A 26,731-nucleotide genomic window follows, 5' to 3' on the forward strand; every position below is an offset into this window, starting at 1 on the left:
GAGAAGTCGGGGTCTCACTTGCCGTACGCGAGCATCAACTTCTCCTTCGTGTCGTCATTGCCGTTCAGCCGGGTCGACGAGATGTAGAAGCGCCCGTCGACGTAGTCGATGTCCCGGGAGAAGAAGTTCGACTCGATCTGCGCGGTGCCGGACGGCATCTGCAGCAGCTTCGTCGTGGTGTGCGCGGAGCCTGCCGTCGGGATGGACACGACCTGGCCGCCCTCGTCGTAGGACGCCTCGACGTAGGCGACGAGCCTGCCGCCCTCGGCCCTGACCGGGACCATCGACTCGTCCGCGGGTGACGTGACGCGCCACTTCTCCTTGCCGGTGGCGAGGTCGATCGCGACGATCTGGTTGGCGCCGGTCGTCGCGTCGGTGGGCAGGTACAGGGTGCTCGCGTCGACCGCGACGCCCTGGCAGCCCTGGAGGTCGCTGTCGACGAACGACGAACCGCAGGTGGGCGCGAACTTGGCCTTGGAGTCGACCTGCGAGCGGACCGAACCGTCGTTCTTCAGCGTCGAGATGTTCCAGTGCTTGTTGTCCGAGTCGGTCATGTAGAGGACGACCGGGTCCACGGAGTAGACATGGCCGACCGTCCAGCCCTTGGGGATCGACTTGGTCCACCTGGCCTTGCCGGTCGCCGGGTCCAGCTCCTGCACCTCGTCGTGCTCGGTGGAGGAGCCCGCCCCGCAGGACGCGACCGAGATCAGCTTGGCGCCGCCCGCGAACGCGCCCGGGAAGCAGGCCCGCGCCGTACTTCTTCTTCTCGTAGAGCTTCTTGCCGGTGTCGATGTCGTACGCGATCCCGGACTCCGAACGGCCCACCATCAGCGTCTTGCCGGTGACGGACAGCCCGATGCTGAGCGCGCTGTCGAAGAGGTCGCCGTCCGGGACGACCGCCGTCCAGCCCTTCGCCCCGGTGTTCAGGTCGAGCTGCTGGAGCTGGTTGCACTTGGCGTTGTCGCTGACACCGCTCTCGTACGCCACGACGATCTTGCCGTCGGACGACTGCCGCGCGGTGACCGCGCAGATCTTCTGCGGGAAGGTGATCGTGGGCCAAGTGGGGTTGCCGTTGCCGACGTTGTAGGCGACGAGTTCCTTGTACGCCGCCTTCACCGCGGTCTTGCCGGTGATCCACATGCCGGGGGCGTCGGCGCCGGAACCGGGCGCGTCCGGCGCCTCCTTGTACCAGAGCACCTTCGCCTCGCCGGACTTACGGCCCTCGTTGAGGTTCTCGGGGTCCTTGGCGCCGTCGCCGCTGCCGTCACCGGGGTTGGCGGGGTCGTCGGCCGTGCCGCTGGCGGAGGGCGAGGGGCTGTCACTCTTCTCCGCCACCGGCTTCTTGTCGTCACCGCCGCTGGTGACCGCCCACACCGTGCCGCCGACGACCAACAGTCCGGCGACCGCGGCCGCGATCACCAGCGCGGGCTTCCCCTTGAAGGGGTTGCGGGAGCCGCCGCCGGGGGGTGGCGGCGGGGCGAACTGGGGCGGGGGCGGCGGATATCCGTAACCGGGCTGCTGACCGTACGGGCCCGGCTGCTGGGGCTGGCCGTAGGGGCCAGGTTGCTGCTGCGGCTGTTGCGGATAGCCGTACGGACCGGGCTGCTGTGGTGGCTGCTGCGGATAGCCGTAACCGGGCGTCGGTGGAACAGGAGCCCCGAAGCCGCCGGACGGTGGCTGTGGCGGTTGGTTCGGCGGCGCTCCGTAACCGCCGGACGGCGGCTGTTCGGGCGGCTGAGTCATCAGCGGCTCCCCCTCGTTCACTGATTTTTAGCCACGCCCTGAGGTTCGCGAAGGACCCAGAGTCGTATCAACAGTGCTCAGACAGTTCTCAGACGGCCCTTTCTATCACTGAGCTGTCCATGAAGAACGGGCCGGTTCACCCCTGTTCCCAAGGGAGGACCGGCCCGTGACGCCCCCGTTATGCGCCTTCACGCACCCTTCACGCGTCCTCGGCGAGTTCCAGCCACCGCATCTCCAGCTCGTCCCGCTCGCCGCTCAAGTCCCTTAGCTGAGCGTCCAGTTCGGCCACCTTCGCGAAGTCCGTGGCGTTGTCCGCGATTTGGGCGTGCAGCTTGGCCTCCTTCTCGGAGACCTTGTCCAACTGCCGCTCGATCTTCTGGAGTTCCTTCTTCGCGGCCCGCTGGTCGGCGGCGCTCACGGCGGGTGCGGCCTTCTCCACGACGGGGACGGCGGCCGCGGCGACCTCCTCCATACGGTGGCGCCGCTCCAGGTACTCGTCGATCCCGCGCGGGAGCATCCGCAGGGTTGCGTCGCCGAGGAGGGCGTACACCTTGTCGGTCGTGCGCTCGACGAAGAACCGGTCGTGGGAGATCACGATCATCGACCCGGGCCAGCCGTCGAGGACGTCCTCCAGCTGGGTCAGGGTCTCGATGTCGAGGTCGTTCGTGGGCTCGTCGAGGAAGAGGACGTTGGGCTCGTCCATCAGCAGCCGCAGCAGCTGCAGCCGGCGCCGCTCACCACCCGACAGGTCCCCGACCGGCGTCCACTGCTTCTCCTTGTTGAAGCCGAACGTCTCGCACAGCTGCCCGGCGGTCATCTCCCGCCCCTTGCCGAGGTCGACGCGCTCGCGCACCTGCTGCACGGCCTCCAACACCCGCAGCGTGGGCTTGAGTTCGGCCACCTCCTGCGAGAGGTAGGCGAGCTTCACCGTCTTTCCCACGACGACCTTTCCGGCCGCGGGCTGGGTGTCGCCGTCGCTGCGGGCGGCCTCGGCGAGGGCGCGCAGGAGGGAGGTCTTTCCGGCGCCGTTCACGCCGACCAGGCCTACGCGGTCGCCGGGGCCGAGGTGCCAGGTGATGTGCTTGAGGAGGACCTTCGGGCCGGCCTGGACGGTGACGTCCTCCAGGTCGAAGACGGTCCGGCCCAGCCGCGACGACGCGAACTTCATCAGCTCGCTGGTGTCGCGCGGCGGCGGTACGTCCGCGATCAGTTCGTTGGCGGCCTCGACGCGGAAGCGCGGCTTGGACGTACGGGCGGGGGCGCCGCGGCGCAGCCAGGCCAGCTCCTTGCGGACCAGGTTCTGCCGCTTGGTCTCCTCGGTGGCGGCGATGCGCTCGCGCTCGGCGCGGGCGAAGACGTAGTCGGTGTAGCCGCCCTCGTACTCGTAGACGTCGCCCTTCTGCACGTCCCACATCCGGGTGCAGACCTGGTCCAGGAACCAGCGGTCGTGCGTCACGCAGACGAGCGCGGAGCGCCGCTCGCGCAGGTGCTGGGCGAGCCAGGCGATGCCCTCGACGTCGAGGTGGTTGGTGGGCTCGTCCAGGACGACCAGGTCCTGGTCCTCGATGAGCAGCTTCGCGAGCGCGATACGGCGGCGCTCGCCGCCGGAGAGCGGGCCGATGACGGTGTCGAGTCCCTGCGGGAAGCCCGGCATGTCGAGCCCGCCGAAGAGTCCGGTCAGTACGTCGCGGATCTTGGCGTTGCCCGCCCACTCGTGGTCGGCCATGTCCCGGATGACCTCGTGGCGGACGGTCGCCTCCGGGTCGAGGGAGTCGTGCTGGGTGAGGACGCCGAGGCGGAGCCCTCCGGAGTGGGTGACGCGGCCGGTGTCGGACTCCTCCAGCTTGGCGAGCATCCGGATCAGGGTGGTCTTGCCGTCTCCGTTGCGGCCCACGACCCCGATCCGGTCCCCTTCGGAGACACCGAGCGAGACGCCGTCGAGCAGGGCACGGGTGCCGTACACCTTGCTGACGTTCTCGACATTGACCAGGTTGACGGCCATTTCTCTCCTGACAGGGGGGACGGTCAGCCTCCCAGGGTAATGCGCGGGGGGAGGGTGGGGATCCTCGCAGGTCAGGCTGTGCGCAGGCCGTCGAACGCAGCCCTCACGCGGGAAGGTCCGTATGCGGCGAGTGCCCAGAGGGCGGTGATCCTCGCGGCTCCGGTCCACAGGTCCTCGGCGGCCGTGGGCGGGCGGAAGGCGTGGACGTTGAGCTGTCGCTCCGCGAAGGGGCGGTGGTCGAGGTAGCGCAGGCCGCCGGTGCCACAGAGATAGGTGTCGGCGCCGACGGCGGTGGTGAGGTCGGCCAGACGTGCCGAGCGGTCCGAGGAAGCGGCGAGGTCGCTGCTGCGCACGATGGTGCCGCGCCAGCCCAGGAGGTTCAGCAGGGCGCGGGTGGTGGCCTCGGCGACGGCCGCTGTGCCGACGCTCTCGGCGAGGGAACGGACGACGGGTTCGAGTGAGGCATGCAGCAACTGCCAGTAGGGGCTGGCGCGGTAGTGCTGCGTGGGCAGTTGGCCGAGGCGGCGGGCACTGCGCCGCGGGTCGGCGAGTCGGGCATCGCGGATCAACGTTGCGCGGCCGTACGGGAGATGCGTTTCGACAGAGAGCCACTGCTCCCGTTGTGGGTCGTCGAGTGCGGCGAGGCGAGCGCGGTGTTGGTAGTCGCGGCGGACGAACTGGACGTCGTCGAGGACCACCCAGACATCGGCCGTGTAGAGCTTCGCCAGAGTGGAGAGACGGGGCAGGAAGTTGGGCTGATGGATCGCGCACGAGCCCACCGGCCGCGTACTCGGGCGCGCGGCGCTGTCAGGCAGGCAGGAGCCAGCTGTCGTAGCCGCGGACACGGAGACGGTCGAAGGCATCGCGGACCCTTTCCGGAACGTGCTGCTCGACGGCGAAACCACGCTTGGGGTACTCCATCACCCTCTCCATGTCGCCCATGAGCATGTCGATGAGCTGCTTCTCGTCGGCGTGGGTCGTGACGTACTCGTCGAACGACAGCGGCTGGGAGACGCAGACCGGCTCGGCCTCGGGCCACAGCCTGCGGCATGTCGCGTAGGCGCGGCGCTGCATATAGGGCATGGAGATCAGCAGCACGGTGGTCACCGCGATACCCGCGTTCTCCAGCACCTCGCGGGAGAAGCCGATGTTCTGGCCGGTGTTGGTGGCCTTCGGCTCCAGAAGGATCGCCTCGTCCGGCACTCCGAGGGAGAGCGCGTGCTCGCGGTAGTGGACGGCCTCGCCCCGGGGAAACCGCTCCCGGGTGGCCGCGCTGGTGTCACCGGTGAAGGCCACGACCGGGAACATACCGGCGTGGTACAGGTCGGCGGCGGCGCCTGCCACACCGAGATCGAGGCTGCCGAGGGCGATCGCGGCGGAGCAGGGCCGCAGTTCGTGACCCATCTGGTGGAAATCCCAGAGCGCGCGGGCGTCGGCCCGGTCCGCGTCGCTGATCGTGGCCTCCTGACGGTCGGTCACGTGTACTCCTCGCTGGTGCGAACGGTCTTGATGCTGCGCAGTTGGTGCTTCAGGCCATATCGGGTGGCGATGTCCGAGGCCCGGTCGAGCACAGCGTGCCCCCCGCTGCGGGTGACCGGGTCGGTGAGCAGGATGTGCGCGTGCGCGGTTTCGATCTGGACGCGCTGGAGCGGAGTCTCGAAGCGGCCGTTGCTGCGGGCTGCGTCGATGTAGGCCAGAGCCCGGGTGAGATCGCCGACACCACGGTGTGCCAGTGCGAGCTTCTGCTGGGCGGTCGCCCAGTCCTCCGGTTCGTCCAGTTCCTCGAACCGCTTGGCGGCCTGGCGCATGATCTGGATGGCGAACTCGTTACGGCCGTCCTTGGACAGGGCTGTGCCGATCCACAGCCTGGCTCGGGCGCGGTCGGCCGAGACGAGCCTCTCGTCATCGGCGAGTTGCTGGTACCGGGTGGCCGCGGCAGTGAGGCGTCCGGCCATTTCGGTGACCACGGCGAGGGAGAGTTCGACCTGCGCGGCGCGACGGGGAATGCCGCGTTCGGTGAACACGTCGTGTGCGTCGGAGTAGAGCCTTTTGGCGGCCAACAGGTCCTGAAAGGTGCCCTGAAGGCGCCGCAGGTCGCCGGACAGGACCAGCGAGCGCCCGTACAGGTACAGGCCCCGATCGTCGAGATCGCCGGGCTGGGCCCGACCGAGTCGGCGTTCCAGCAAGGTGGCGGCGAAGGCGAAGTCCTGACGATCGAGGCACACCACGATCCGCTCCAGATCCTCCGCCCAGGTCTCGTCGTCCGCGTTCGTGGGGGACGGTGTTCCGCTCGCTCGTCGGCCCAGCGGGCTCGGGGCGAGAAGTTGCTCGAAGCGGGCCCGGGCGGCGGTATCGGCGCGGGTGAGGGCTGTGTCGAGGATGGCCTGTGTGTCGGGCCAGGGACAGGTATCCGTGCCGAATTTCTCCCACTTGGAGACAGTGCGGATGCCGACGCCGAGGTGCGCCGCATAGGTACGCACGCTCATGCGCAGCGCCTGCCGCAGCAAGCCGGCCTCGCGGCCGGTCCATCGACTCACGCTCACCTTGGGGCGCCTCCCTCCTGCCGTCATGGAAGCACGGACGGCGGGCGAGGGGCCACGGAAGTGCCACAAGGGTGCAACGGCCGTTCATTCCCGGCGGACTGGGGGTGCGTCAGGCTCGGATGGTTCCGTCCGCTCACTCCGTTGTGGAGGCATGTCCGCGTGGTCCCCCTCACCGAGAGCCACTACGGCTTGCCGCAGCTGACCCGCACCAACGAAAAGGAATGGGGCATGGCCCCTCGCACCTTCATGATTCGGCTCCGCCGCGCCCCAGGGTTCGGCGAAATGCAGAGGCGACGATGACCGTGACTGCGGCACCAGTAGGGCCGCAGCGATACCACGAGCGCTATCCGGCAAAGGAAGAGTCCATTCCCCGCGCGCGCCATGACGTCGCCCTCGCTCTGGAGACCTGGGGCCTGTCCCGTCTGGTGGATATGGCCGGACTGGTCGTCAGCGAGTTGGTCACCAACGCCGTGGAGCACACCGACGTCACCACGGTCGGCGCCTCGGTCACCAGGACCGGCCCACACTCGGTGCGGATCATCGTCACCGACACCTCCCGCGTACGACCCACAGCCGAGACGCCGAACGGCGACGAAGAGCGCGGGCGCGGCTTGCAACTGGTCGAAGCTGCAGCCGACGATTGGGGAGCCGAGCTGGTGCACGGCGGGAAACGCGTGTGGGCCCACCTGACCGCAGAGGCATCCCCGTGACCGGCTGCCAGTCAACGGCCGCCGCCCCGCCCGGCAGCCTGCCCACTCCGCTCGACGTGACCTGTCTCCGGCCCCGTCAGCAGACGGCCATGGACTTGCGCCCTGTGCAACACCCGCTCGGGCACTACCGGCCGCGCCCTGGGCGACGTACGCCACCTCGGTCGCCCGGGGTCGAGGCCGCCGTCCTGGTGCTCGTCGTGCTTGTCCTCGGCGGCGTGCTGCTCGTCGTGGCCCTGTAGTTCCCGGCGGTTCGCGGTGACCCGCGAGCCCGCGTGCCGCCGGTCCACGTACGGCCCGCGTGAGAGGGGGAACGCCCCCGCCCCTGGAGTCCAGACGCGCGGACTTCCTGGCAAGACGGCCGCGCGGCCAGGGGCAGGATCCTCGCCGTCCTGACAACACCTGCGGCGGTTGCCACCGTGGAAACGACCGAGAGATGAGGAGACCCATGCAGGCCACAGCACCGGATCAGGCCACCCCCTGGGGTGTCAGTCGTATGAAGCCGTTCCCTCCTGCCGAAGTACTGCCCGTTGCCCGCGCGGTCCTCGACGCCGAGACGCAGACCGCCGCGTGGGTGGACCCTGACGGCACCCTGGTGCCGATGCTGGACAAGCACAAGCGGTCGGAGACGTCGAAGGAGACGAAGACGAAGACCAGCATGGACGGCAACTCGGACGAGGGCAGCGACCAACAGGGAGACAGCGACTGATGGCCGTGGTCAGGCCGGCCGTCCTGGTCGTCACGTGCCTGGACGATGCGACAGCCGACGAGGTGATCACCGAACTCAACCGGCGCCGGGTGCCCGTGGTACGACTGGATCCCGGGGGCTTTCCCGCGACGGTCGGCGCGGCAGCGGTGTTCGACAGCATCGGCCCCAGAGGCACACTGACCACCGAGACCCGCACTCTCGACCTGGACGGCGTGTGCTCGGTGTACTGGCGGCGGCCCACCCCTTACACCGCCGACCTCGCCATGAATGAGCAGACCGCCCGTTGGGCTGTGGAGGAAGCGCGCTATGGACTCGGCGGCATCCTCGCCGCCCTCCCCGGCGCCCACTACCTGAATCACCCCTGGCGCAACCGGGATGCCGAGTACAAGCCGGCGCAGCTGGCGACGGCTGCCCGCTGCGGGCTGACCGTGCCTCCCACCTTGATCACCAACGACCCCGACCAAGCACGCGCATTCACGGCCGAGCACGGGCCGGTGCTCTACAAGCCGCTTCGGGAAAGCGACTACGCCGACGCCGAAGGCCGGCCGCTGACGGTATGGATCGACGACGTCACCCCCGACCAGATCGACGACCGGATTCGCTACACGGCTCACCTGTTCCAGCAGCGGGTGGACAAGACCGCCGATATCCGTCTGACCGCCGTCGGCAAGCACCTGTTCGCCGTCCGGATCGACGGCTCCCCCGGTGTCGACTGGCGACGCCACTACGACCGACTCGCCTACACACCCATCTCCGTCCCGCCCGAGATCGCCAAGGGGGTGCGGGCCTACCTCGACGTCTTCGGCCTGGTCTTCGGCGCCCTCGACTTCGGCTTGGACCCCGATGGCCTGTGGCACTGGTACGAGTGCAACCCCAACGGCCAATGGGCCTGGTTCCCCGACCACATCACCGCCCCGATCACCGCCGCCCTCGCCGATCAACTCCAGCACGGAGGCCATGCATGACCGCCGACCCGGCCCAGCTCCGCCGCGCCCTCGCCGCAGCCGTCCCCGTGGAAGACCCCGCATGGCGTGCCGCGCTCGAAGCCGTCCCGCGCGAACTCTTCCTCGACGACACGGTGTTCCGTCCGTCCGGCACCCAATGGGAGCCCGTGCACCGCCACACGGCCGGTGACGACGATTGGCTCCGCCTCGTCCACCAGGACACCACCTGGGTCACCCAGATCGACGGCATCGCCGCCACGGACGCCCCCGGACCGCTGACCGGCCGCCCCACCTCGTCCAGCACCTTGCCCTCCCTGATCGTGCGCATGCTCGACCTCGCGCGCATCCGCGAGGGTGACAGGGTGCTGGAGATCGGCACCGGCACCGGCTACTCCACCGCCATCCTCTGCCGGCGCCTCGGCGACAGGAACGTGTACTCCATCGAATACGACCCGCACCTTGCGGCCACGGCGGCCGGTCACATCCACGCCGCCGGACACTCCCCGACGCTGCTCACTGGAGACGGACTCGCCGGGCACAAGGAAGCCGCCGACTACGACGCGATCGTTGCGACCTGCGCCGTGCGGCACGTCCCTCCCGCCTGGCTGTTCCAGGTCCGCGACAGCGGAACGATCACCACCACCATCAGCGGATGGATGCTCGCCTCCGGCCTCATCCGCCTCACCGTCCACGACGACGGCACCGCCACCGGCCGCTTCGCCGCAGACCACATCGGCTACATGCTCGCCCGCCCCCACGAACGCCCGCCCCGCCCCACCTACTACCAGCGGCCAGGCCACACCCGCCCTGCCCACCTGGACCCCGGCCTTCTCGACGACTGGACCGGGCGGTTCCTCGCCCAACTCGCCGCGCCCTCCGCCGAACTCATGGCCACCGGCGACGGCGTGATCCTCGTCGATGTCGCCACCGGCTCACAGGCTTGGACCGAACCCGCCGGCACGGGGTGGCAGGTACACCAGCATGGCCCCCTGCGCCTGTGGGACGCCGTAGAGAGCGCCCTCACCACCTGGCAGGATGCCGGAGCGCCCCCGCAGTCCGACTTCGGCATGACAGTGGAGGCCGACGGCACCCAACGCGTCTGGCTCGGAGAACCCGACGGACCCGCTTGGCACCTGCCGGCCTGAACCTGTGCACACAGGAGGGGGGTGAGTCGATGGTCGACCCTGAAGGCGAGCCATTGACCGAAGGGACGGCTGGCATGGGTGACGCGAGACGTCGTGCCGAACGTGAACGCCGCGCAGGAGTTCCTCGGCCACGTACCCGCACCCGAATGCGATCCAGGCGTCAGCGGACCCGCCCGGCCTCGGCCCGGGACGCGCACGGCGTGGGCGCCGTTCTGACCACGGAATTCCCCGGCGCAGTTCAGCGGGCCGCCGCTGCCCGTACGTCGCTCAGGAGGTCGTACATCGTCTGCCCCGGGCAGTCCGTCTGGAGCCAGTCGCGGTGGCCGCTGATGGTTTCGTTGTCCTTCTTCACGCCGTTCACGGGGTTGGTGTAGGTGATCTTCGCCTGGGGGTCGAGGCCCTTGAAGCGGGTGATGACCTTGATCAGGCGGATCAGGGAGGCCTTTGCCGCGGCCGTCGGGGGCTGGGACACCAGGGTGCCGATGAGGGCGATGCCCAGGTTGCCGGAGTTGAAGCCGGCCGTGTGGAAGGCGGTGACCAGGTTGCCGTCGGGGTCGAAGGCCGGGACGGGGTCGTCGCCGGAGTAGCGGCCTTCGTAGACGACCCCCGCCTCGTCGATCAGGAAGTGGTAGCCGATGTCGCCCCAGTCGAGGGTGATCGCGTGGTACTCGTAGATCCCGCGGACGGTCGCGGCCGGGTCCGGGTCGGCGTTCGGGGTGTCCGTGTGGTGGACCGTGATCGACTGCAACGGGTAGTACGCCTCAGGCGTGTTGACCTTGCCGTCCTTGTACCGCTTCGACTCGTCGGCGCCCCAGGCCGGGCGCGAGAGGTAGCGGACACCCCGGACGCGGGTCGCCTCGGACGGCACGTGGAAGGTGCGGCCGGGGCCTCGGGTGCAGTCGATGGCGACCGAGCGTACGTCCGTCGCGCCGGCCGGGGGCTTGACCTCGTAGGTCGTGGCCTCGTCGGCCGCCACCAGCGCCGTACCGCCGTTGTCCACGGTCGCGCAACCGGTGCCGGTCTGCTGCCAGTCGCCGTCCGCGAGGCGGATGCCGGCGCCGTCCTGGGTGCCGGTCCAGCGCAGGCCGACGTAGGACGCGGCGAAGGTCGTGGTGGCCGGGGTGGTGCCGGTGGCGGTCGCGGTGCGGGTGGCCGGGAAGGTCTCCGGCTTGGTGCCCGAGGGGGTCTCGTCGGTGGTGGACGTGGAGCCGGAGTCGGTGGCCGCGAAGACCACCGGAGTGAGGGCGGCCCCGGCGGCTACGGCTCCGGCGGCCCCGATCGCGCCGCGACGCGAGAGGGAGCGCTTCCGGCGGTGGGACGGAGTGGGGGACGACGGTGTGGGGGCGTCGGACACGGAACTGACCTTTCCGGTGGTGCACTTGAAGTATCAAACGAACCTATCCGCCCCGTCCGCCCCACCTGTACAGCGATTGCGGTACATCTGTGTGGAGATGGTGCGAAGAGTGCCTCAGGCGGCGATCGCCTCAGGCGCCCGCCCCGCGCAACCGCTGCTTCGGGACCAGGGCCGACGCGGGCGCCAACCCCCGTCCGCCGGGCGCCTGTTGCTGATCCCCCACCGGCATGTCGTCGCGCATCAGGGTCTCGGGGATGAGCACCGCGGCCGTGACCCCGCCGCTCGACGAGTGCCGTACCTCCACGCGCAGGCCCTGCCGCTCGCGCAGCCGGTTGACCACGAACAGGCCGATCTGCTTGGCGTCCAGGAGGTCGACCTTCTCGGACTGGATCTTGCGGTTGGCGTCGGCCATCGCGTCGTCCTTCATGCCGAAGCCGCTGTCCTCGACCTCGATGAGGACGCCGCCCTCCCGCAACCGGGCCGCGCGCAGCTGTACTTGGGTGCTGGGCGGGGAGAACGCCGTCGCGTTCTCGACGAGTTCGGCGAGCAGATGGATCACGTCGGCGACCGAACCGCCGGCCAGCGACACCTTCGGTACGGCCCAGATCTGCACGCGGGCCGAGTTCTCGATCTCGGCGACGGCCGCGCGCAGGATGTCGGACAGCGGGATCGGGTCCCGCCAGCCGCGGCCGGGGGCGATGCCGGAGAGGATCAGCAGGCTCTCGGAGTGGCGGCGCATACGGGTGGCCAGGTAGTCGACGCGGTACAGCTCGTGGAGTTCGGCCGGGTCGCGCTGCCTGCGCACCATCGCGTCGAGCAGGTCGAGTTGGCGGTGGAGGAGGACCTGGCTGCGGCGGGCGAGGCTGACGTAGACGCCGGAGATGCCGCTGAGGAGTTCGGCGCGTTCGGAGGCGGCCTTGAGGGCGGCGCGCTGGACGGCGGTCAACGCGGTGCCGACCTGGGCCAGTTCGTCACCGGCGAGGCGGCGCATGGGGGCCTCGGCGTCGATGTCGACGCCCTGGCCGGCGTGCAGTCGGCGCATGGCCTGCGGGAGGCGGCGGCCGGCGACTTCGAGGGCGGAGTTGCGCAGGTCGAGGAGTTCGACGATGAGGCCGCGGCCGACGAGCACGGAGACGAGCAGCGACAGCAGTACGCCGACCAGGCCGAGCACGACGGCGACCCCGGAGGCGCCGAGCGTGTCCCAGCCGAAGGGGTCGGCGGCGGCCGTGGCTCCCGTACCGGCCTTCGTCTCGGCCGTACCGAGCCCCTTGAGGACTCCGCCGACGGTGGTGTCCCAGTCGCCGAGGAATCGGGCGGACGCGGCCGGGGTGCCGGGGCCCGCGCTGCTCACCCGGTTCTCGATCGCCTGGAGTCGGCTGTAGGCGATGCCGTCGAGGACCGTGCGGTACGCGGTCCGGTGCTCGGCCCTGAGGTCGGCGACCGCGGGGGCGAGCAGTTCGCGCTGGGTGGCGACGGCGCCGACGAACAGCGCGTACTGCTCCTTCGTCAGCTCGCCCCCGGCGTCGGCGGCGCCGAGCAGCGCCTGCTCGCGGGCGACGGCCTCGCGGGCCCGGGAGAGTTCGAGCACGACGCGTGCCTCGGAGGCGTCGGCGGCGGTCTTGTCGCCGGTGAGCGCGCCGGTGACGGAGAACCCGTGCTCGACGATCGCCGAGTAACCGCTGTACGTGGCCGTCGACTTGGCGCCCTTGGCGGTGGCCTGTGCGCGCAGCGCCGCGAGACCCTTGGCGTCCGTCTCCAGCTTGTCGATACGGCCCGGCAGCGTGGAGTCGATGAGGGCCGCGTCGGAGCTGGACGCGTTGACGCCGTCGAGCAGTGCGGTGGCGGCTCTGTCGGTGGCCTTCGTGGCGCTTGTGAAGGTGCCGGGTGCGTCCGTGTGCCGGAGGGCGGCGGTTCGTTCGGCCTGTACCGCGGTGACGAACTCGGCCACGGGGGTGAGGAGTTCGGCGTTGACGTCCTTGGCGGTCTCGGTGGTCGCGATGCTCGACGCGGTGGTGACCGCGGCGAAGCCCCACAGGGCCATCAGGGATACGACGGGCAGCATCAGGAGGGCGACGATCTTTGCGCGGACCGATCTGGGGCGCAGTCGGGTTGGCGTGCGGAGGACACGCATGGGGACCTCGTTCGGGGAGTGCGGGGTACAGGGGTGCGGGGGGTATGGGGGGTGCGGGGATGGTTCGTGCGGCGGCCGTGGCCCGGGGGGGCCGGGGGGGCCGGGGGCGCGGCTGTGCGGGAGTGCTCAAGTCGGCGCGGACCGGGGTGGGGGTGGGTGGTTCGGGTTGTGTGCGGGGTGCGGGTGGGTGGGGGCTGGTCGCGCAGTTCCCCGCGCCCCTAAGGGGGTTGGGGTGGGCGGGGTGAGTGTGCGCCCCTGGGGGGGTGGGGGTGGGCGGCGTGGGCGTGCACCCCTGGGGGGGGGTGGGGGTGGCCGAAGTCGGGTCAGACCGTGGCTAGTTCGACCTCGCGGAGCAACTCCGCCGCGAAGGCCGACTCGTGGCGCTTGCCGGTCGGGGAGAGGGCTACGTACGCGGAGGCCAGGAAGAGGAAGGAGCCGAGGACGACGGCTAGCGGGAAGATGAACTCCGTCGCCGTGGCGCCGGACAGGGGCGTGCCGCTGGGCGCCAGGGCGACGCTCACGGCGTACATGCCGGTGTAGTGCATGCTGCTGACCGCGAGCCCCATGACGAGGGCGGCGAGGGTGGCCAGGACCGGGCCGCGGACGATCAGGGTGAGGGTGAGCGCGGCGGTCGCGGCGACGACGGCGATCGCGACGGAGGCGATGACGAGCCGGGGGTCGTAGTCGATCGTGCCGTGCAGGTCGAGCGCGGCCATGCCGGTGTAGTGCATGGCGGCGACGCCGAGGCCGGTGCCGATGCCGCCGAAGGCGACCGAGGTGACGCGGGAGCGGCCGTAGCCGGCGGTGAAGACGCCGGCGGCGACCACGCCGATGGACATCAGCAGGCTGAGGACGGTGAGCGGGACGTCGTAGCGGATGGGGGTGCCTTCGACGCTGAAGCCGAGCATCGCCACGAAGTGCATGGTCCAGATGCCGGAGCCGATGGCGACGGAGGCGAGGGTCAGCCAGTTCCGTTTGGAGGCGCCGTCCGCCTCAAGTGCCCTTACGGTGCAGCGCAGTCCGAGGGCGGCGCCGACGCAGGCCATCGCGTAGGAGAGGACCGGGGTGACCCAGCCCGCGCTGAAGTGATCCATGTGGCCCATGGGGAGGTTCCTCTCGGGCGTGGCGCGGCGAGACCGCGCGCGCAGGGAGTACCGCCGGTAACGAGGACCGGGGTTGGCTGATCATGCCAGCCGTACCTGCGGGACATACGCCGCGAAAGGGACCTCGGGGTTGATTGGTGAGCAATAAATGAATGTGGTTTGGATTACATCGAACACGCGCGTTTTTGCAGGTCAGGCGGGTGTTCCGTGGACCTCGTGTGAAGGTCGGTCGATCACGGTCGCCCCCGCCGCCGGGCCCGTCGCCGTACGGACCGTGCGGCAGGTCCCGGAGGCCGTCAGCGCCTCCGCCACCTTCACCGCCGAACCGGGGTCGCGGACGAGGAACGCCGTCGTCGGGCCCGAGCCGGAGACCAGCGCGGCCAGCGCGCCCGCGGTGCGGCCCGCGGCGAGGGTGCCGGCGAGTTCCGGGAAGAGCGAAAGGGCCGCGGACTGAAGGTCGTTGGAGACGGCGGCGGCGAGCGCGTCCGGGTCGCCCTTCGCCAGCGCGTCGAGGAGCGGCTGCGAGGCGACCGGCTCGGGGATGTCGGCGCCCTCGCCCAGGCGGTCGAACTCCCGGAAGACGGCGGGAGTTGACAGCCCGCGCTCCGCCATCGCGAACACCCAGTGGAAGGTGCCGCCGGTCTCCAGCACGGTCAGCTTCTCGCCGCGCCCGATGCCGAGTGCCGCTCCGCCGACCAGGCTGAACGGCACATCGCTGCCCAACTCCGCGCAGATGTCCAGCAGTTCGGCCCGCGAGGCCCCGGTCCCCCACAACGCGTCGCACGCCACCAGCGCGCCCGCCCCGTCCGCACTGCCGCCCGCCATGCCACCGGCGACGGGGATGTCCTTGGCGATGTGGATGTGCACGGCGGGGTCGCGCCCGTACCGCTCCGCGAGTGCTACGGCCGCCCGCGCCGCCAAGTTCGTACCGTCCAGGGGGACTTGAGCCGCGTCCGGGCCCGCGCAGGTGACCCGGAGTTCGTCGGCGGGGGTCACGGTGACCTCGTCGTACAGGCCGACGGCGAGGAAGACGTTCGCCAGGTCGTGGAAGCCGTCGGGGCGCGCGGCCCCCACCGCGAGCTGGACGTTGACCTTCGCGGGGACGCGGACGGTGACGCTCACTTGCCGGGCTCCTTGTGCTGGACCTCTTCGGCGGCCGCCTTGTCCTCGCCCACGCTGCCCTCGTCCACCTTGTCCTCGCCCACCTTGTTCTCCGCGATGCGGGTGAACTCCTCGACCGTGAGCGACTCACCGCGCGCCTGCGGCGACACCCCGGCCGCCACCAGAGCCGTCTCCGCCGCCGCGGCCGAGCCCGCCCAGCCCGCGAGGGCCGCCCGCAGGGTCTTGCGGCGCTGGGCGAAGGCCGCGTCGACCACGGCGAAGACCTCGCGACGGGTGGCTGTCGTCTTCAGGGGCTCGGGGCGGCGGGTCAGCGCCACCAGGCCGCTGTCCACGTTCGGGGCCGGCCAGAAGACCGTGCGGCCGATGGAACCCGCCCGCTTGACCTCGGCGTACCAGTTCGCCTTCACGGACGGGACGCCGTACACCTTCGAACCGGGCGGTGCGGCCAGGCGGTCGGCGACCTCGGCCTGGACCATCACCAGGGTGCGTTCGATGGTCGGGAAGTGTTCCAGCATGTGGAGCAGGACCGGTACGGCCACGTTGTAGGGGAGGTTGGCGACCAGCGCGGTCGGGGGCGGGCCGGGGAGTTCCGTCACCTGCATCGCGTCCGAGTGCACCAAGGCGAAGCGGTCCGCCCTGTCCGGCATCCGCGCGGTCACCGTCGCCGGGAGTGCGCCTGCGAGGGTGTCGTCGATCTCCACGGCGGTGACGCGGGCGGCCACCTCCAGGAGGGCGAGTGTGAGTGAGCCCAGGCCGGGGCCTACCTCCACCACCACGTCGTCGGGGCGGACGTCTGCGGTGCGGACGATGCGGCGGACGGTGTTGGCGTCGATCACGAAGTTCTGGCCGCGTTGTTTGGTGGGGCGGACGTTCAGGGCGGCGGCCAGGTCGCGGATTTCGGCGGGGCCTAGGAGGGCGTCGGGGTTGCTGCTCACGTTCCTAGGTTACGGGGCCGTTTTCGGGTGCCGCGCCGTCGTGGCTGGTCGCGCAGTTCCCCGCGCCCCTGGGAGGGGTGGGGGCTGCGCCCCCTACCCCTCCCATCCCTCAGCCCTTAGCCGTGCAGCCTCGTCCCGCAGTGTGGCCATGGGCTTGAGCCGCGGCGCACGTACAGCCTCTTCGCTCTGAACGTCTGTTCCTCCGCGCTCGCGTCCTGCGGGCGACCGCTCCCGCCCAGGCTGTGCCAGGTGTGGGTGTCGAACTGGTAGAGGCCGCCGTAGGTGCCCGAGGGGTCCACCGCGCCGGGGCGGCCGCCGGACTCGCAGGTTGCCAGGCCGTGCCAGTTGAGCTGGTCGGCGCCCTGGACCGACGTGGGCATCGGTTTCGTGCCTACCTTCACCAGCTGCGAGCGAGGCTCGCGGACCAGTTCGTCGTCCACCCGCCTCGGCTTCTCCTTGACGCCGTTGACCGTGCGGAGGGTGTAGGTGACCCGGCGCAGGCCCAGTTGGCCTGCGCGTTCCACCACCTCCGTGCCCTTGAACAGGGTGGGGTCGTCGGTGCGCTCGACCTTGAAGGGGATCGCCTCCTCGCGGACCTCGCGCGTTCCCGTCACCCGTAGGACCGTGATCGTCTGGCCGTCGCGCGGGAAGCTGGTGGGCGGGACCGAGGTGGTGTCCTCGCCGTGGAGGCCGATGCCCGCCTCCTGGACCGCCTCGCCGACCGTCGCCGCGTTGGTGCGGATCGTGCGGGCGCGGCCGTCGGCCATGATCGTGACGGTGCGTTCGGTGCGGACGTCGAGGGCGAGTCCGGCGCGGCCGATGGGCTGGGAGCGCGAGGTGGAGACGTAGGCGCCCTCGGCCCGTACGCCGAGTTGTTCGAGGGCTCCGTCGACCGTGCGGGCCGTGGTCCACACCTCGCGCCGGTGGCCGTCGATGGTGAGCCGCACGGGACGGCCGTAGCGCACCGCGACCTCGTCGCCGCTGGCCAGCGGCGCGTCGCGGCCGGGGGCGACCACGTCGTGCGCGCCCACGTCCACGCCCTGCTGGGCGAGGAGTTCGGTGACGTCGTCGGCGAAGGTGTGCAGGGTGCGCGGCTTGCCGTCGACGTTCAGCTCGATCGCCTTGTCCTTGGCGACGAACGCGGTGGTGCCGCCGGCGAGGAAGGCGACGACCAGGGCCTGCGGGACCAGCCTGCGCATCGCGGAACCGGTGTCCGGGCGGTCGGCTCTTCGGCGCCTGCCGTGCCGGGCCGCCGGTTCGCCCTCCGGCTCGGCGGTGCCCGCCTGGCGCGGGAACACGGGTTCGTACGCCTCGTAGGCGGGGCGGTACGTGTCCTCGTACACCTCGGTGGGCCCGTCGGTGTACGCGTCGGCGCGCACACCGCGGTCGTACGTCTCGTAGGTCTCGTAGGTCTCGAAGTTGCTCACGCCGACACGCTCCAGAAGGCCACGGGGGTCCGGATCGGGCCAACAGAACCTAGCGGAGTGACCGTCACTCTCCAAAGCGGCGCGGCTACCCAGAGTTGTGTTCGATGACGTCCTGAGGATGTGTTCCGTGCGGCCCCGAGGGCTCAATAGGCGAACGCCCGGGCCGTGTTGGCCGCCAGCGCCGTCGCCAGCTCGTCCTCCTCGATGCCCCGTACGGCGGCCATCGCGCGCACCGTGACGGGGACGAGATAGGGCGCGTTGGGCCGTCCGCGGTACGGGGCCGGGGTGAGGAAGGGCGCGTCCGTCTCCACCAGGACCAGCTCCAGGGGGGCCACCGCCAGCGCGTCCCGCAGGTTCTGGGCGTTCTTGAAGGTGACGGTGCCGGCGAAGGACATGAAGTACCCGGCGCGGGCGCAGAGTTCGGCCATCTCCGCGTCACCGGAGTAGCAGTGGAAGACGGTCCGCTCGGGGGCGCCTTCCTCCTTGAGGACGCGCAGGACGTCGGCGTGGGCGTCGCGGTCGTGGATGACCAGGGCCTTGCCGTGCCGCTTGGCGATCTCGATGTGGGCGCGGAAGGACTGCTCCTGGGCCGCCTTGCCCTCGGGGCCGGTACGGAAGTAGTCGAGCCCGGTCTCGCCGACGCCCTTGACCTGGGGGAGCCCGGCGAGGCGGTCGATCTCCGCGAGGGCTTCGTCGAGGGCCGTCTCGCCGCCCGCCACCCGCGCGCCCTGCCGGGACCAGCCGTCGGGGTCGCCGTGGACGATGCGCGGGGCTTCGTTCGGGTGCAGGGCGACCGTCGCGTGGATCGCCTCGTACCGGGCGGCCGTCTCGGCGGCCCAGCGGGAGCCCTTCACATCGCAGCCGACCTGGACGAGCGTCGTCACGCCGACCGACGCGGCCTTGGCGAGCGCCTGGTCCACCGTGCCGGACTGCATGTCGAGGTGGGTGTGGGAGTCGGCGACGGCCACCCGGAGGGGCTCCGGGAGCGGCGGCGCCGCGTTCTTCTCGCTGTCGCGTTCGCGGGCGCTGCCGCTGGAGGAAGGCATGCCCCGATCCTACGAAAGGGGCATGCCCGCCCGGTCGTCGGAGCCGGTCAGCTCGCCTTGCGGTGGAACGGGTGGAGGAGGTCGGACAGGTGCCAGTGGTGGTCCCTGTGCTCCGGCAGCGGGGTCACGGCGGCTTCGCCGTCCGCGCCGTCCGCCGCCTCGGCCGTGGCCGCTGCCCGGGGCCGGGGTGCCTGGTACTGCCGCTGCGCGGCCTCCCGTACCGACGAGACCTGGCCCGCGCGCATGATCCGCACGACATGCCCGTCGCAGTTGAGGCAGGCGGGCCGGCTGAGCGGTGACGGCACGACCTGACCCTCCGCCACGTACATCACGAACTGGTGGCCGTCGGTGTCGACGTGGTGCTCTATCTCGTACGACTGCTCCCAGCCGTGCCCGCACCGCATGCAGGCGAAGGAGTACGACTCGTTGACCACGGCGGTGGCGGGGCCGCGGAGGCCGGTCTGCCCTGCGATCTCACTCATGCCAGCTCCTGCTTGCTTTCCGCTGGACAAATACCTCCGGCGAGGGGATTCCCCCCGGAATCCCGTTGGAGGCGAGGGACGGGTGTGTCCCTTCATCCAGTGGACGCCTCCGGCGGGGCGAACGCATCAGTCCTGTCGACTGTTGGAGGCGATTTGGACTTTCCTTGTCGAATCACCCCGGCAAGGCGGTCCGGGCTTTGCATTTCGTGACCGCGCTTTGCCCCGCCATGGGGCGCGCGCTCATCGGAACAGCGCCCCGCTCAGAGGAACCTTTCCCGCAGGTCAGAAGGGTTTTTTGCGCAAGCTCAGAGGGGTTTTTGCGCAGACTTCGCCGCCACCACGGCATCGAACACCTCACGCTTGGGAACGCCTGCCTCGACGGCCACGGCGGCGATCGCCTCTTTACGCCGCTCCCCCGCCTCCTCGCGCACCCGAACCCGCCGTACCAATTCGTCCGCGCCCAGTTCCTCGGCCTTCTCTGGAGCGCCCTCGACGACGACGGTGATCTCCCCTCTGACCCCCTCCGCGGCCCACTCCGCCAGCTCGCCGACCGGGCCCCGCTTGATCTCCTCGTACGTCTTCGTCAGCTCGCGGCAGACGGCGGCCCGCCGCTCGGCGCCGAACACCTCGGCCATCGCGGCGAGGGTGTCGTCGAGCCGGTGCGGGGCCTCGAAGTAGACGAGGGTCCGCCGCTCACCGGCGACCTCCCGGAGCCGCGACAGCCGCTCACCGGCCTTGCGCGGCAGGAACCCCTCGAAGCAGAACCGGTCCACCGGCAGCCCCGACAGCGCGAGCGCGGTGAGCACGGCGGACGGTCCCGGTACGGCGGTGACCTTGATGTCCCGCTCCACCGCGGCGGCGACCAGCCGGTACCCCGGGTCGGACACGGACGGCATCCCGGCGTCGGTGACCAGGAGCACGCGCGAGCCGCCGAGCAGCGCCTCCACCAACTCCGGTGTCCGGGCGGCCTCGTTGCCCTCGAAGTACGACACGACCCGCCCCTTGGGCTGCACCCCGAGCGCCTGGGTCAGCCGCCGCAGCCGCCGGGTGTCCTCGGCGGCGACCACATCGGCACCCGCCAACTCCTCGGCGAGGCGCGGCGGGGCGTCCGCGATGTCGCCGATGGGGGTGCCGGCAAGGACCAGAGTTCCGGGAGCAACTGTCACGTTTCCATCCTCTCAGGGGAGAGAGGCGGGACTCACACAGACCTGTTCCCTACGATGGCGCGGTGACCAGTACAGCGTCGTCCATGGACTCCACGGACACCCGGCAAGGGCAGGCCCCGCCAGACCAGCGGCCGTCGTGGCAGCAGCGGCTGCGCCGATTCGGCTACACGGCGGGGCCCAGAAGCGACGTACGCGACCGGCTGGTGCCGCCGTACGCGGAGCCCAGCCCGCGCCTGTGGGCGGCGCTCGGCTTCTCGCCGGCGCTCGTCGACCGCGTCAACCGCTGGTCGGGCTGGGGCGGTCCGCTGCTGGTCACGCTCATGGCGGGCGTGATGCGCTTCTACCACCTGGGCAGCCCGAAGGCGGTGATATTCGACGAGACATACTACGCGAAGGACGCGTGGGCGCTGGTCCACCGCGGCTTCGAGGTCAACTGGGACAAGAACGCCAACGACCTGATCCTCCAGCACAACGGTCACATCCCCATCCCGACCGACGCGGCCTACGTCGTGCACCCGCCGGTCGGCAAGTACGTCATCGGCATCGGCGAGCTGATCTTCGGCTTCAACCCCTTCGGCTGGCGCTTCATGACGGCGCTGCTCGGCACGCTCGCCATCCTGATGCTGTGCCGCATCGGCCGCCGCCTGTTCCGCTCCACGTTCTTGGGCTGCGTGGCGGGCGTCATGATGTCCCTCGACGGCCTGGCCTTCGTGATGGCCCGCACCTCGCTCCTCGACGGCGTCCTGATGTTCTTCGTGGTGGCCGCGTTCGGCTGCCTGCTGCTGGACCGGGACCGGGCCCGCGCGAGACTCGCGGCGGCCCTCCCCGTCGACGCCGACGGCCGCGTCCGCCCCGACGCGCACATCGCGGACACCCTCTCCCTCGGCTGGCGCCCCTGGCGCTGGATGGCCGGCCTGACCCTCGGCCTCGCGATGGCCACCAAGTGGAACGGCATGTTCTACGCGGCGGCCTTCGTCATCATGGCCGTGCTCTGGGACGTCGGCTCCCGCAAGGTCGCGGGCGCGAGCAAGCCGTACGCCGCGGTCCTCAAGCACGACGTGGGCCTCGCCTTCGTCTCCACCGCCCCGGTGGCGATCTCGGTCTACGTCCTGTCCTGGCTCGGCTGGATCCTCTCCCCCGCGAACGGCACCGGCGGCTACTTCCGCAACTGGGCCGCGACCGACGGCAAGGGCGGCTTCTGGAGCCAGTTCATGCCGGACTGGGCGCGCAGCCTGTGGCACTACGAGCACGAGGTCTACGAGTTCAACGTCGGCCTGCACTCCCCGCACACGTACATGTCCAACCCCTGGAGCTGGCTGGTCGACGGCCGCCCGGTCTCGTACTTCTACGAGTCCCCCTCCCCGGGCGCGGACGGCTGCCCGGCGAGCGCGGGCGAGAAGTGCGCCCGCGAGGTCCTGGCCATCGGCACCCCGCTCCTGTGGTGGGCGGCCTGCTTCGCGCTCCTGTACGTCCTGTGGCGCTGGGCGTTCCGCCGCGACTGGCGCGCGGGCGCGGTCGCCTGCGGCGTCGCGGCCGGCTACCTCCCCTGGTTCATGTACCAGGACCGCACGATCTTCTTCTTCTACTCGATCGTCTTCCTCCCCTTCCTCTGCCTCGCGGTCGCGATGCTCATCGGCGCGGTCATCGGCCCGCCGGGTTCCAGCGACACACGCCGGGTCGCGGGCGCGGTGGGCGCGGGCGTACTGGTCCTGCTGGTCACGTGGAACTTCATCTACTTCTGGCCGCTGTACACGGGGACGGCGATCCCCATCGACCAGTGGCGGTCTCGGATGTGGCTCGACACCTGGGTATAGCCGGGCAGTCGGGCGGGTAGGGCGTGGCAGTCCGCTGCGCCCCACCCGCCTTCCCGAAGGAGCTCCCAGGTGCATATACGAAGACGTGCGACAGGTGTCGCGCTGGTCCTGGCGGCCGCGTCGTTGAGTCTGCTGGGTACCCCCGGCACGGCGACGGCACAGACCCAGGGAAGCATCGTCCTACCGGTGCGCTCGCACTGGCAGACGCTCGCCGACAGCCGCCATGTGTACGTCAGCGCGCCCGGCGACGACGCGGTGCTGGCCACCGACCACGACGGGCAGGTCGTGAAGAAGGTGGAGGGTCTGGACGGGGCGCGGGGCATGGCCGAGTCGGCCGACGAGTCCACCCTGTACGTGGCTCTCCCGGACGCCGACGCGATCTCCGTCATCGACACCACGACCCTGACCGAGACGCGGCGCATCCCCACCGGTGCCGGCACCGGACCGGAGAGCCTCGCCCTCGCCGGCGGCCGGCTGTTCTTCGGTTACCAGGCCACCGTCTTCGACGCCGGCATCGGGTCGGTCACCATCGCCGACGCGACCCCGACCGTCAGCCTGGACGACAACCCCGTCTGGTACGGCAAGCCGCGACTCGCCTCGTCGCCGGGCGCGCCCGACCGGCTCGTCGCCGCGGACAGCCAGGGCGCGCTGGGCATGCGCGTGTACGACGTGGGCTCCGGCACGCTTCAGGAGACCGCCTACAGCGACGCCGTCGCCGATGTCGAGGACATGGCGGTGACCCCGGACGGCAGCACGGTGATCACCGCGAACGGCTCGAACTACTACCACCAGCGGTGGCGCCTGTCGGACCTGACGGAAGAGGCCCCGTACGACACCGGCCCCTACCCCAACTCGGTCGCCGTCGACTCCCATGGCACGGTCGCCGCGGGGATCGTGGCGGGAGGGGACTGGGACGTCTACATCTACCGCCCGGGAGAGACCGCCGCGTACCGCACGGTCTCCCTGTCGACGGGATACAGGGATCTGCTCGACCGAGGCCTGGCCTGGGCGCCCGACGGCAGCAGGCTGTTCACCACCCGCTTCCCCTACTCGGGCGAGGTCATTCTCGACATCGTCACCGACGTCGCCAAGGCATCCAGCACCATCGCTCTGTCCGCCCCGCCGACGAACCCGGTCGACACGCCGGTCACGGTGACGGGGAAACTGACCTCGCTCGTGCCCTTCCCCAAGCACCGGACGGTCACGGTGACGCGCAACGGCGTGGAACTGCCGGACGCGAAGGTCCGACGGGACGGCACCTTCAGCTTCAGTGACACCCCGCCGGACTGGATGACGTATCCCCAGTACACGGTGACCTACGCGGGTGACGCCCGGCATGTGTCCGGCACGGCGACCGTGATGGTCGAGTTCGTCGGCTGACCTGGCCGGGCAGTCCGCCCGAGCCCGTCACGTCGGTGTGGGGCCGGTGCTCCCGAAGGACACCGGTCCCGCACCGACGCGGTCGGGCACCCGGGTCCGGCCCGCCCGTCAGTCCTGCTGGACGAAGTCGTCGGCGGGCCCCCCGTCCAGCTTGTCCGTGCCGGGTCCGCCGTACAGCTCGTCCTTGCCGCCGTCGAATCTGCCGCCCTCGGGGTTGTCGCCGTAGAGGGTGTCGTCGCCGCTGTTGCCGTAGAGCGTGTCGGCGCCGACGCCTCCGTACAGCCGGTCGTCGCCGGGGCCACCGTAGAGCGTGTCGTCGCCCTGGTCTCCGTACAGGCCCTGGTCGCCCGGGCCGCCGTGGAGGACGTCGTCACCGGGGCCGCCTATTCCGCCCCCTTCGCCGTCGACGTAGATCATGTCGTCGCCCTTGCCGCCCTCGGCCTGGGCTCCCTCGCTCACCCTGAGGGTGTCGTCGCCGTTGTCGCCGTAGACGGCCTGGGCCTCGCGTGCGGTGCCGGTCCAGGTGTCCCTGCCCGCGCCGAGGTGGACCACGTTGTAGCCGAGATAGGCATAGGCGTCGGCGGGGACGTCGTTGTGCACGACGGCGGAGTCGTTCGCGTCGCCGAGGTTCAGCAGGAGCGTGGGGTAGGGGTCCGTCGCCATCTCCTCGATCACGATCGTGCAGGCGACCTTGGTGCGGTCCCCGGCGTCCGGGAAGACGCAGCCGGGCCCCGACGGCCTGATCGGGACCACGTCGTCGATCAGGTAGTGGACGACGCTCCCGCCGCTCTCCGACGTCTCTGTGACGGTCACGTGGTTGGCCTGGTGGCGGGCGGCCGTGTAGACGACCTTGCCGAGCACCGCGGCCGTCGCCGGCGGCCCCTTGTACGGCGCGGGCCCCGAGGTCACCGCGACCCGCACCGCGACCCCCAGAGCCAGCACCAGCGCCAGGACAACCCCCACCCGCACCACCCGGTGCCCGCCGAGTCGAGAGATCAACGCACTGCCTCCGTGGGCCAGTTGCGGATCCGGTGTGGATCCGGCACCACGACCGACCCCCCACCCCCGTCCCCGGTTGCCCGGTATCCCCCACCGTTCGCCGTACGTTCACATACGTGGTCCGGTGGGCGGTGTGATTCAGTCAGCTGATCTCTGTTAGGACAACAAAAGGCAACACCCCTCACAGCTTTCCCCCACGCCACCTACAGTCGGAGGACTGATAACGGGGAGGGACAGGGGTATGCGCAAGGGGGTGAAGGCCACCGTCATCGGCAGTGTGTTCGCCGTGATGGTGGGCGGGGCGGGGTACGGGGCGTTCAACGTCGTGTCCGCGCTGGGGGGTTCGGACGGGGTGGCCGGGGTCGGTGGGGCAACCGCCAAGAAGACCGGGCCGCCCAGCGGCAGTGAGGTCGAGGAGACGACGAAGAAGTTCTTCGCGGCCTGGGAGAGCGGGAACGCGGTGACCGCCGCGTCGTACACGAACAACGACGCCGCCGCCGACACCGTGCTGGAGTCCTACAGCGGGGCCGGTCACATCACGAAGGTGAAGATCACGCCCGGCACGGCGACCGGGGCCACCGTGCCGTTCACCGTGAAGGCGACGGTGTCGTACAAGGGCATCTCCAAGCCGCTCAGTTACCGGAGCGAGCTGACCGTCGTGCGCGGGGAGACGACCGGGCGGGCCCTCGTCGACTGGCAACCGACCGTCGTGCACCCGGAGTTGAAGACCGGCGACACGTTCGCCACCGGGGAGTCCGCGAGCCCGGCGATCGAGGCCGTGGACCGGAACGGGACCGTGCTGACCAAGGAGAAGTATCCGTCTCTCGGGCCGATACTCGACGAGCTGCGGTCCAAGTACGGTGACAAGGCGGGCGGTACGCCCGGGATCGAGCTGGCGATCAAGCACGAGCTCGCGGACTCGGCCGACACCACGCTGCTCACCCTGGAGAAGGGCAAGGCCGGCAAGGTGCGCACGACGCTCGACGCGAGCGCGCAGGCCGCCGCCGAGAAGGCCGTGACGAAGTACTCGGAGTCGTCCGTCGCGGCCGTGCAGCCGAGCACCGGCCAGATCCTGGCGGTCGCCAACAACCGCGACGACGGCTTCAACGCCGCGTTCCTGGGCAAGTTGGCGCCCGGCTCGACGATGAAGATCATCAGTGCCGCCACGCTCATCGACAACGACATCACCAGCATGAGCGGCGCGGCGCCCTGCCCGCCCACCGCCACCTGGCAGAGCCAGACCTTCAAGAACCTGACGGGCCTCGCGCCGGACGAGAACGCGACGCTCGCCGACAGCTTCGCCCGCTCCTGCAACACGGCGTTCGTGAAGTTCGCCGACTCGGTCAAGGTGGACTCGCTGACCAAGGAGGCCGAGGACCGCTTCGGGCTCGGCCGGGACAACTGGAAGACCGGCATCCCGTCCTTCGACGGCTCGGTCCCCGCGTCCGGCGGCCCGGACACCGCGGCCAACCTGATCGGCCAGGGCCAGGTGCAGATGAGCCCGCTGAACATGGCGTCGGTGACGGCGACCGCGAAGACGGGCACGTTCCGCCAGCCGGTGCTCGTCGCGCAGAGCCTCGACGACCGCCAACTGGCCACCGCCCGGGGCCTGTCGGCGAGTACGTCGGCCCAGCTGCGGTCGATGATGAACCGCACCGCGACCAGCGGCACCGCGGCGGGCATCATGGCCGGGCTCGGCGGCAGCATCGGCGCGAAGACGGGGTCCGCCGAGGTGGACGGCCAGTCCAAGTCCAACAGCTGGTTCACCGGATACCGCGACGACATCGCGGCGGCGGCCATGACCCAGGACGGCGGCCACGGCATCGACGCCGCCGGCCCGATCGTCCGGGCGGTACTGGCGGCAGGTGGCTGATCTCACTCCGCGGGGAAAGTGAACTCACCCGCACAGGACGGGACTCTAGGCTGTGCCCCGTCGTTGGGGTGTGTGAGGGCTGAGGGCCAGAACGACGGGGGCCCAA

At 70.6% G+C, this 26,731-nt stretch carries 22 protein-coding genes and 1 pseudogene; 8 read left to right on the forward strand and 15 right to left on the reverse strand.

The annotated features are described in order from the left end of the window. Window positions 1-14: 14 nt before the first annotated feature. From R2B38_RS15935 to R2B38_RS15955, 5 genes and pseudogenes are all read right to left on the reverse strand, one after another. Window positions 15-1,743 (reverse strand): annotated as a pseudogene (locus R2B38_RS15935) (PQQ-binding-like beta-propeller repeat protein). Window positions 1,744-1,942: 199 nt separating this feature from the next. Then, window positions 1,943-3,745, reverse strand: coding sequence for an ABC-F family ATP-binding cassette domain-containing protein (locus R2B38_RS15940; RefSeq protein WP_033284282.1), 1,803 nt, complete (start codon window positions 3,743-3,745; stop codon window positions 1,943-1,945). 71 nt (window positions 3,746-3,816) lie between these two features. Continuing rightward, complete coding sequence (locus tag R2B38_RS15945; protein ID WP_318016820.1) at window positions 3,817-4,608, reverse strand: WbqC family protein; 792 nt, start codon at window positions 4,606-4,608, stop codon at window positions 3,817-3,819. Continuing rightward, entirely contained in the window at window positions 4,553-5,224 is a 672-nt protein-coding gene (locus tag R2B38_RS15950; protein ID WP_318016821.1) for a YdcF family protein, read from the reverse strand. The genes R2B38_RS15945 and R2B38_RS15950 overlap by 56 nt, the downstream gene beginning before the upstream one ends. After that, on the reverse strand, window positions 5,221-6,288 hold the full coding sequence (locus tag R2B38_RS15955) for a hypothetical protein (protein WP_318016822.1): 1,068 nt from the start codon (window positions 6,286-6,288) through the stop codon (window positions 5,221-5,223). The genes R2B38_RS15950 and R2B38_RS15955 overlap by 4 nt, the downstream gene beginning before the upstream one ends. Window positions 6,289-6,584: 296 nt before the next feature. Here R2B38_RS15955 and R2B38_RS15960 point away from each other — a divergent pair, with 296 nt between their 5' ends. The 5 genes from R2B38_RS15960 to tgmC all read left to right on the forward strand — a co-directional run bounded on the left by R2B38_RS15960 (window position 6,585) and on the right by tgmC (window position 9,793). Continuing rightward, window positions 6,585-6,998 carry an ATP-binding protein gene (locus tag R2B38_RS15960; RefSeq protein ID WP_318016823.1) on the forward strand — a complete coding sequence of 138 codons (414 nt, stop codon included), beginning with the start codon at window positions 6,585-6,587 and terminating at the stop codon, window positions 6,996-6,998. An 89-nt stretch (window positions 6,999-7,087) separates the two neighbouring features. Beyond that, window positions 7,088-7,237 carry a hypothetical protein gene (locus tag R2B38_RS15965; protein ID WP_318016824.1) on the forward strand — a complete coding sequence of 50 codons (150 nt, stop codon included), beginning with the start codon at window positions 7,088-7,090 and terminating at the stop codon, window positions 7,235-7,237. Between the two features lie 206 nt (window positions 7,238-7,443). Further along, entirely contained in the window at window positions 7,444-7,704 is a 261-nt protein-coding gene (locus tag R2B38_RS15970) for a putative ATP-grasp-modified RiPP (RefSeq protein ID WP_318016825.1), read from the forward strand. Continuing rightward, entirely contained in the window at window positions 7,704-8,669 is a 966-nt protein-coding gene (gene tgmB / locus R2B38_RS15975; protein ID WP_318016826.1) for an ATP-grasp ribosomal peptide maturase, read from the forward strand. Before R2B38_RS15970 ends, tgmB begins: the two co-directional genes overlap by 1 nt. Then, window positions 8,666-9,793, forward strand: coding sequence for an ATP-grasp peptide maturase system methyltransferase (gene tgmC, locus R2B38_RS15980; RefSeq protein ID WP_318016827.1), 1,128 nt, complete (start codon window positions 8,666-8,668; stop codon window positions 9,791-9,793). Before tgmB ends, tgmC begins: the two co-directional genes overlap by 4 nt. 238 nt (window positions 9,794-10,031) lie before the next feature. Here the strand turns inward: tgmC and R2B38_RS15985 are convergent, their stop codons facing one another. From R2B38_RS15985 to rsmI, 9 genes are all read right to left on the reverse strand, one after another. After that, window positions 10,032-11,027 carry a peptidoglycan recognition family protein gene (locus R2B38_RS15985; protein WP_318021697.1) on the reverse strand — a complete coding sequence of 332 codons (996 nt, stop codon included), beginning with the start codon at window positions 11,025-11,027 and terminating at the stop codon, window positions 10,032-10,034. A 250-nt stretch (window positions 11,028-11,277) separates the two neighbouring features. Further along, window positions 11,278-13,278, reverse strand: a complete 2,001-nt coding sequence (locus tag R2B38_RS15990) for a nitrate- and nitrite sensing domain-containing protein (protein WP_318016828.1) — start codon at window positions 13,276-13,278, stop codon at window positions 11,278-11,280. A gap of 323 nt (window positions 13,279-13,601) precedes the next feature. Further along, complete coding sequence (locus tag R2B38_RS15995; protein ID WP_318016829.1) at window positions 13,602-14,381, reverse strand: MHYT domain-containing protein; 780 nt, start codon at window positions 14,379-14,381, stop codon at window positions 13,602-13,604. A gap of 192 nt (window positions 14,382-14,573) precedes the next feature. Then, complete coding sequence (locus tag R2B38_RS16000) at window positions 14,574-15,503, reverse strand: 4-(cytidine 5'-diphospho)-2-C-methyl-D-erythritol kinase (protein WP_318016830.1); 930 nt, start codon at window positions 15,501-15,503, stop codon at window positions 14,574-14,576. Then, window positions 15,500-16,438 carry a 16S rRNA (adenine(1518)-N(6)/adenine(1519)-N(6))-dimethyltransferase RsmA gene (rsmA, locus tag R2B38_RS16005; RefSeq protein WP_318016831.1) on the reverse strand — a complete coding sequence of 313 codons (939 nt, stop codon included), beginning with the start codon at window positions 16,436-16,438 and terminating at the stop codon, window positions 15,500-15,502. The genes R2B38_RS16000 and rsmA overlap by 4 nt, the downstream gene beginning before the upstream one ends. A gap of 116 nt (window positions 16,439-16,554) precedes the next feature. Further along, window positions 16,555-17,865 carry a ubiquitin-like domain-containing protein gene (locus tag R2B38_RS16010; RefSeq protein WP_318016832.1) on the reverse strand — a complete coding sequence of 437 codons (1,311 nt, stop codon included), beginning with the start codon at window positions 17,863-17,865 and terminating at the stop codon, window positions 16,555-16,557. Between the two features lie 143 nt (window positions 17,866-18,008). Beyond that, window positions 18,009-18,911, reverse strand: a complete 903-nt coding sequence (locus R2B38_RS16015) for a TatD family hydrolase (RefSeq protein WP_318016833.1) — start codon at window positions 18,909-18,911, stop codon at window positions 18,009-18,011. A gap of 47 nt (window positions 18,912-18,958) precedes the next feature. After that, window positions 18,959-19,393 carry a hypothetical protein gene (locus R2B38_RS16020; RefSeq protein WP_318016834.1) on the reverse strand — a complete coding sequence of 145 codons (435 nt, stop codon included), beginning with the start codon at window positions 19,391-19,393 and terminating at the stop codon, window positions 18,959-18,961. Between the two features lie 305 nt (window positions 19,394-19,698). Then, a complete protein-coding gene (gene rsmI, locus R2B38_RS16025; RefSeq protein ID WP_318016835.1) occupies window positions 19,699-20,559 on the reverse strand; it encodes a 16S rRNA (cytidine(1402)-2'-O)-methyltransferase in 861 nt (286 codons plus the stop codon). 62 nt (window positions 20,560-20,621) lie between these two features. On the opposite strand from rsmI, the gene R2B38_RS16030 reads away from it, so the two are divergent. Further along, window positions 20,622-22,373: a dolichyl-phosphate-mannose--protein mannosyltransferase gene (locus R2B38_RS16030; protein WP_318016836.1), complete on the forward strand. Its 1,752-nt coding sequence runs from the start codon at window positions 20,622-20,624 to the stop codon at window positions 22,371-22,373. Window positions 22,374-22,442: 69 nt separating this feature from the next. Continuing rightward, window positions 22,443-23,753 carry a hypothetical protein gene (locus R2B38_RS16035; protein ID WP_318016837.1) on the forward strand — a complete coding sequence of 437 codons (1,311 nt, stop codon included), beginning with the start codon at window positions 22,443-22,445 and terminating at the stop codon, window positions 23,751-23,753. 108 nt (window positions 23,754-23,861) lie between these two features. Here the strand turns inward: R2B38_RS16035 and R2B38_RS16040 are convergent, their stop codons facing one another. Next, a complete protein-coding gene (locus tag R2B38_RS16040) occupies window positions 23,862-24,752 on the reverse strand; it encodes a calcium-binding protein (protein WP_318016838.1) in 891 nt (296 codons plus the stop codon). Window positions 24,753-24,993: 241 nt separating this feature from the next. Between R2B38_RS16040 and R2B38_RS16045 the strand changes: the two genes are divergently transcribed. After that, window positions 24,994-26,625 carry a penicillin-binding transpeptidase domain-containing protein gene (locus tag R2B38_RS16045; protein WP_318016839.1) on the forward strand — a complete coding sequence of 544 codons (1,632 nt, stop codon included), beginning with the start codon at window positions 24,994-24,996 and terminating at the stop codon, window positions 26,623-26,625. The last annotated feature ends 106 nt before the right edge of the window (window positions 26,626-26,731 follow it).

Source organism: Streptomyces sp. N50 (genome assembly GCF_033335955.1).
Taxonomy (GTDB): Bacteria; Actinomycetota; Actinomycetes; order Streptomycetales; family Streptomycetaceae; genus Streptomyces.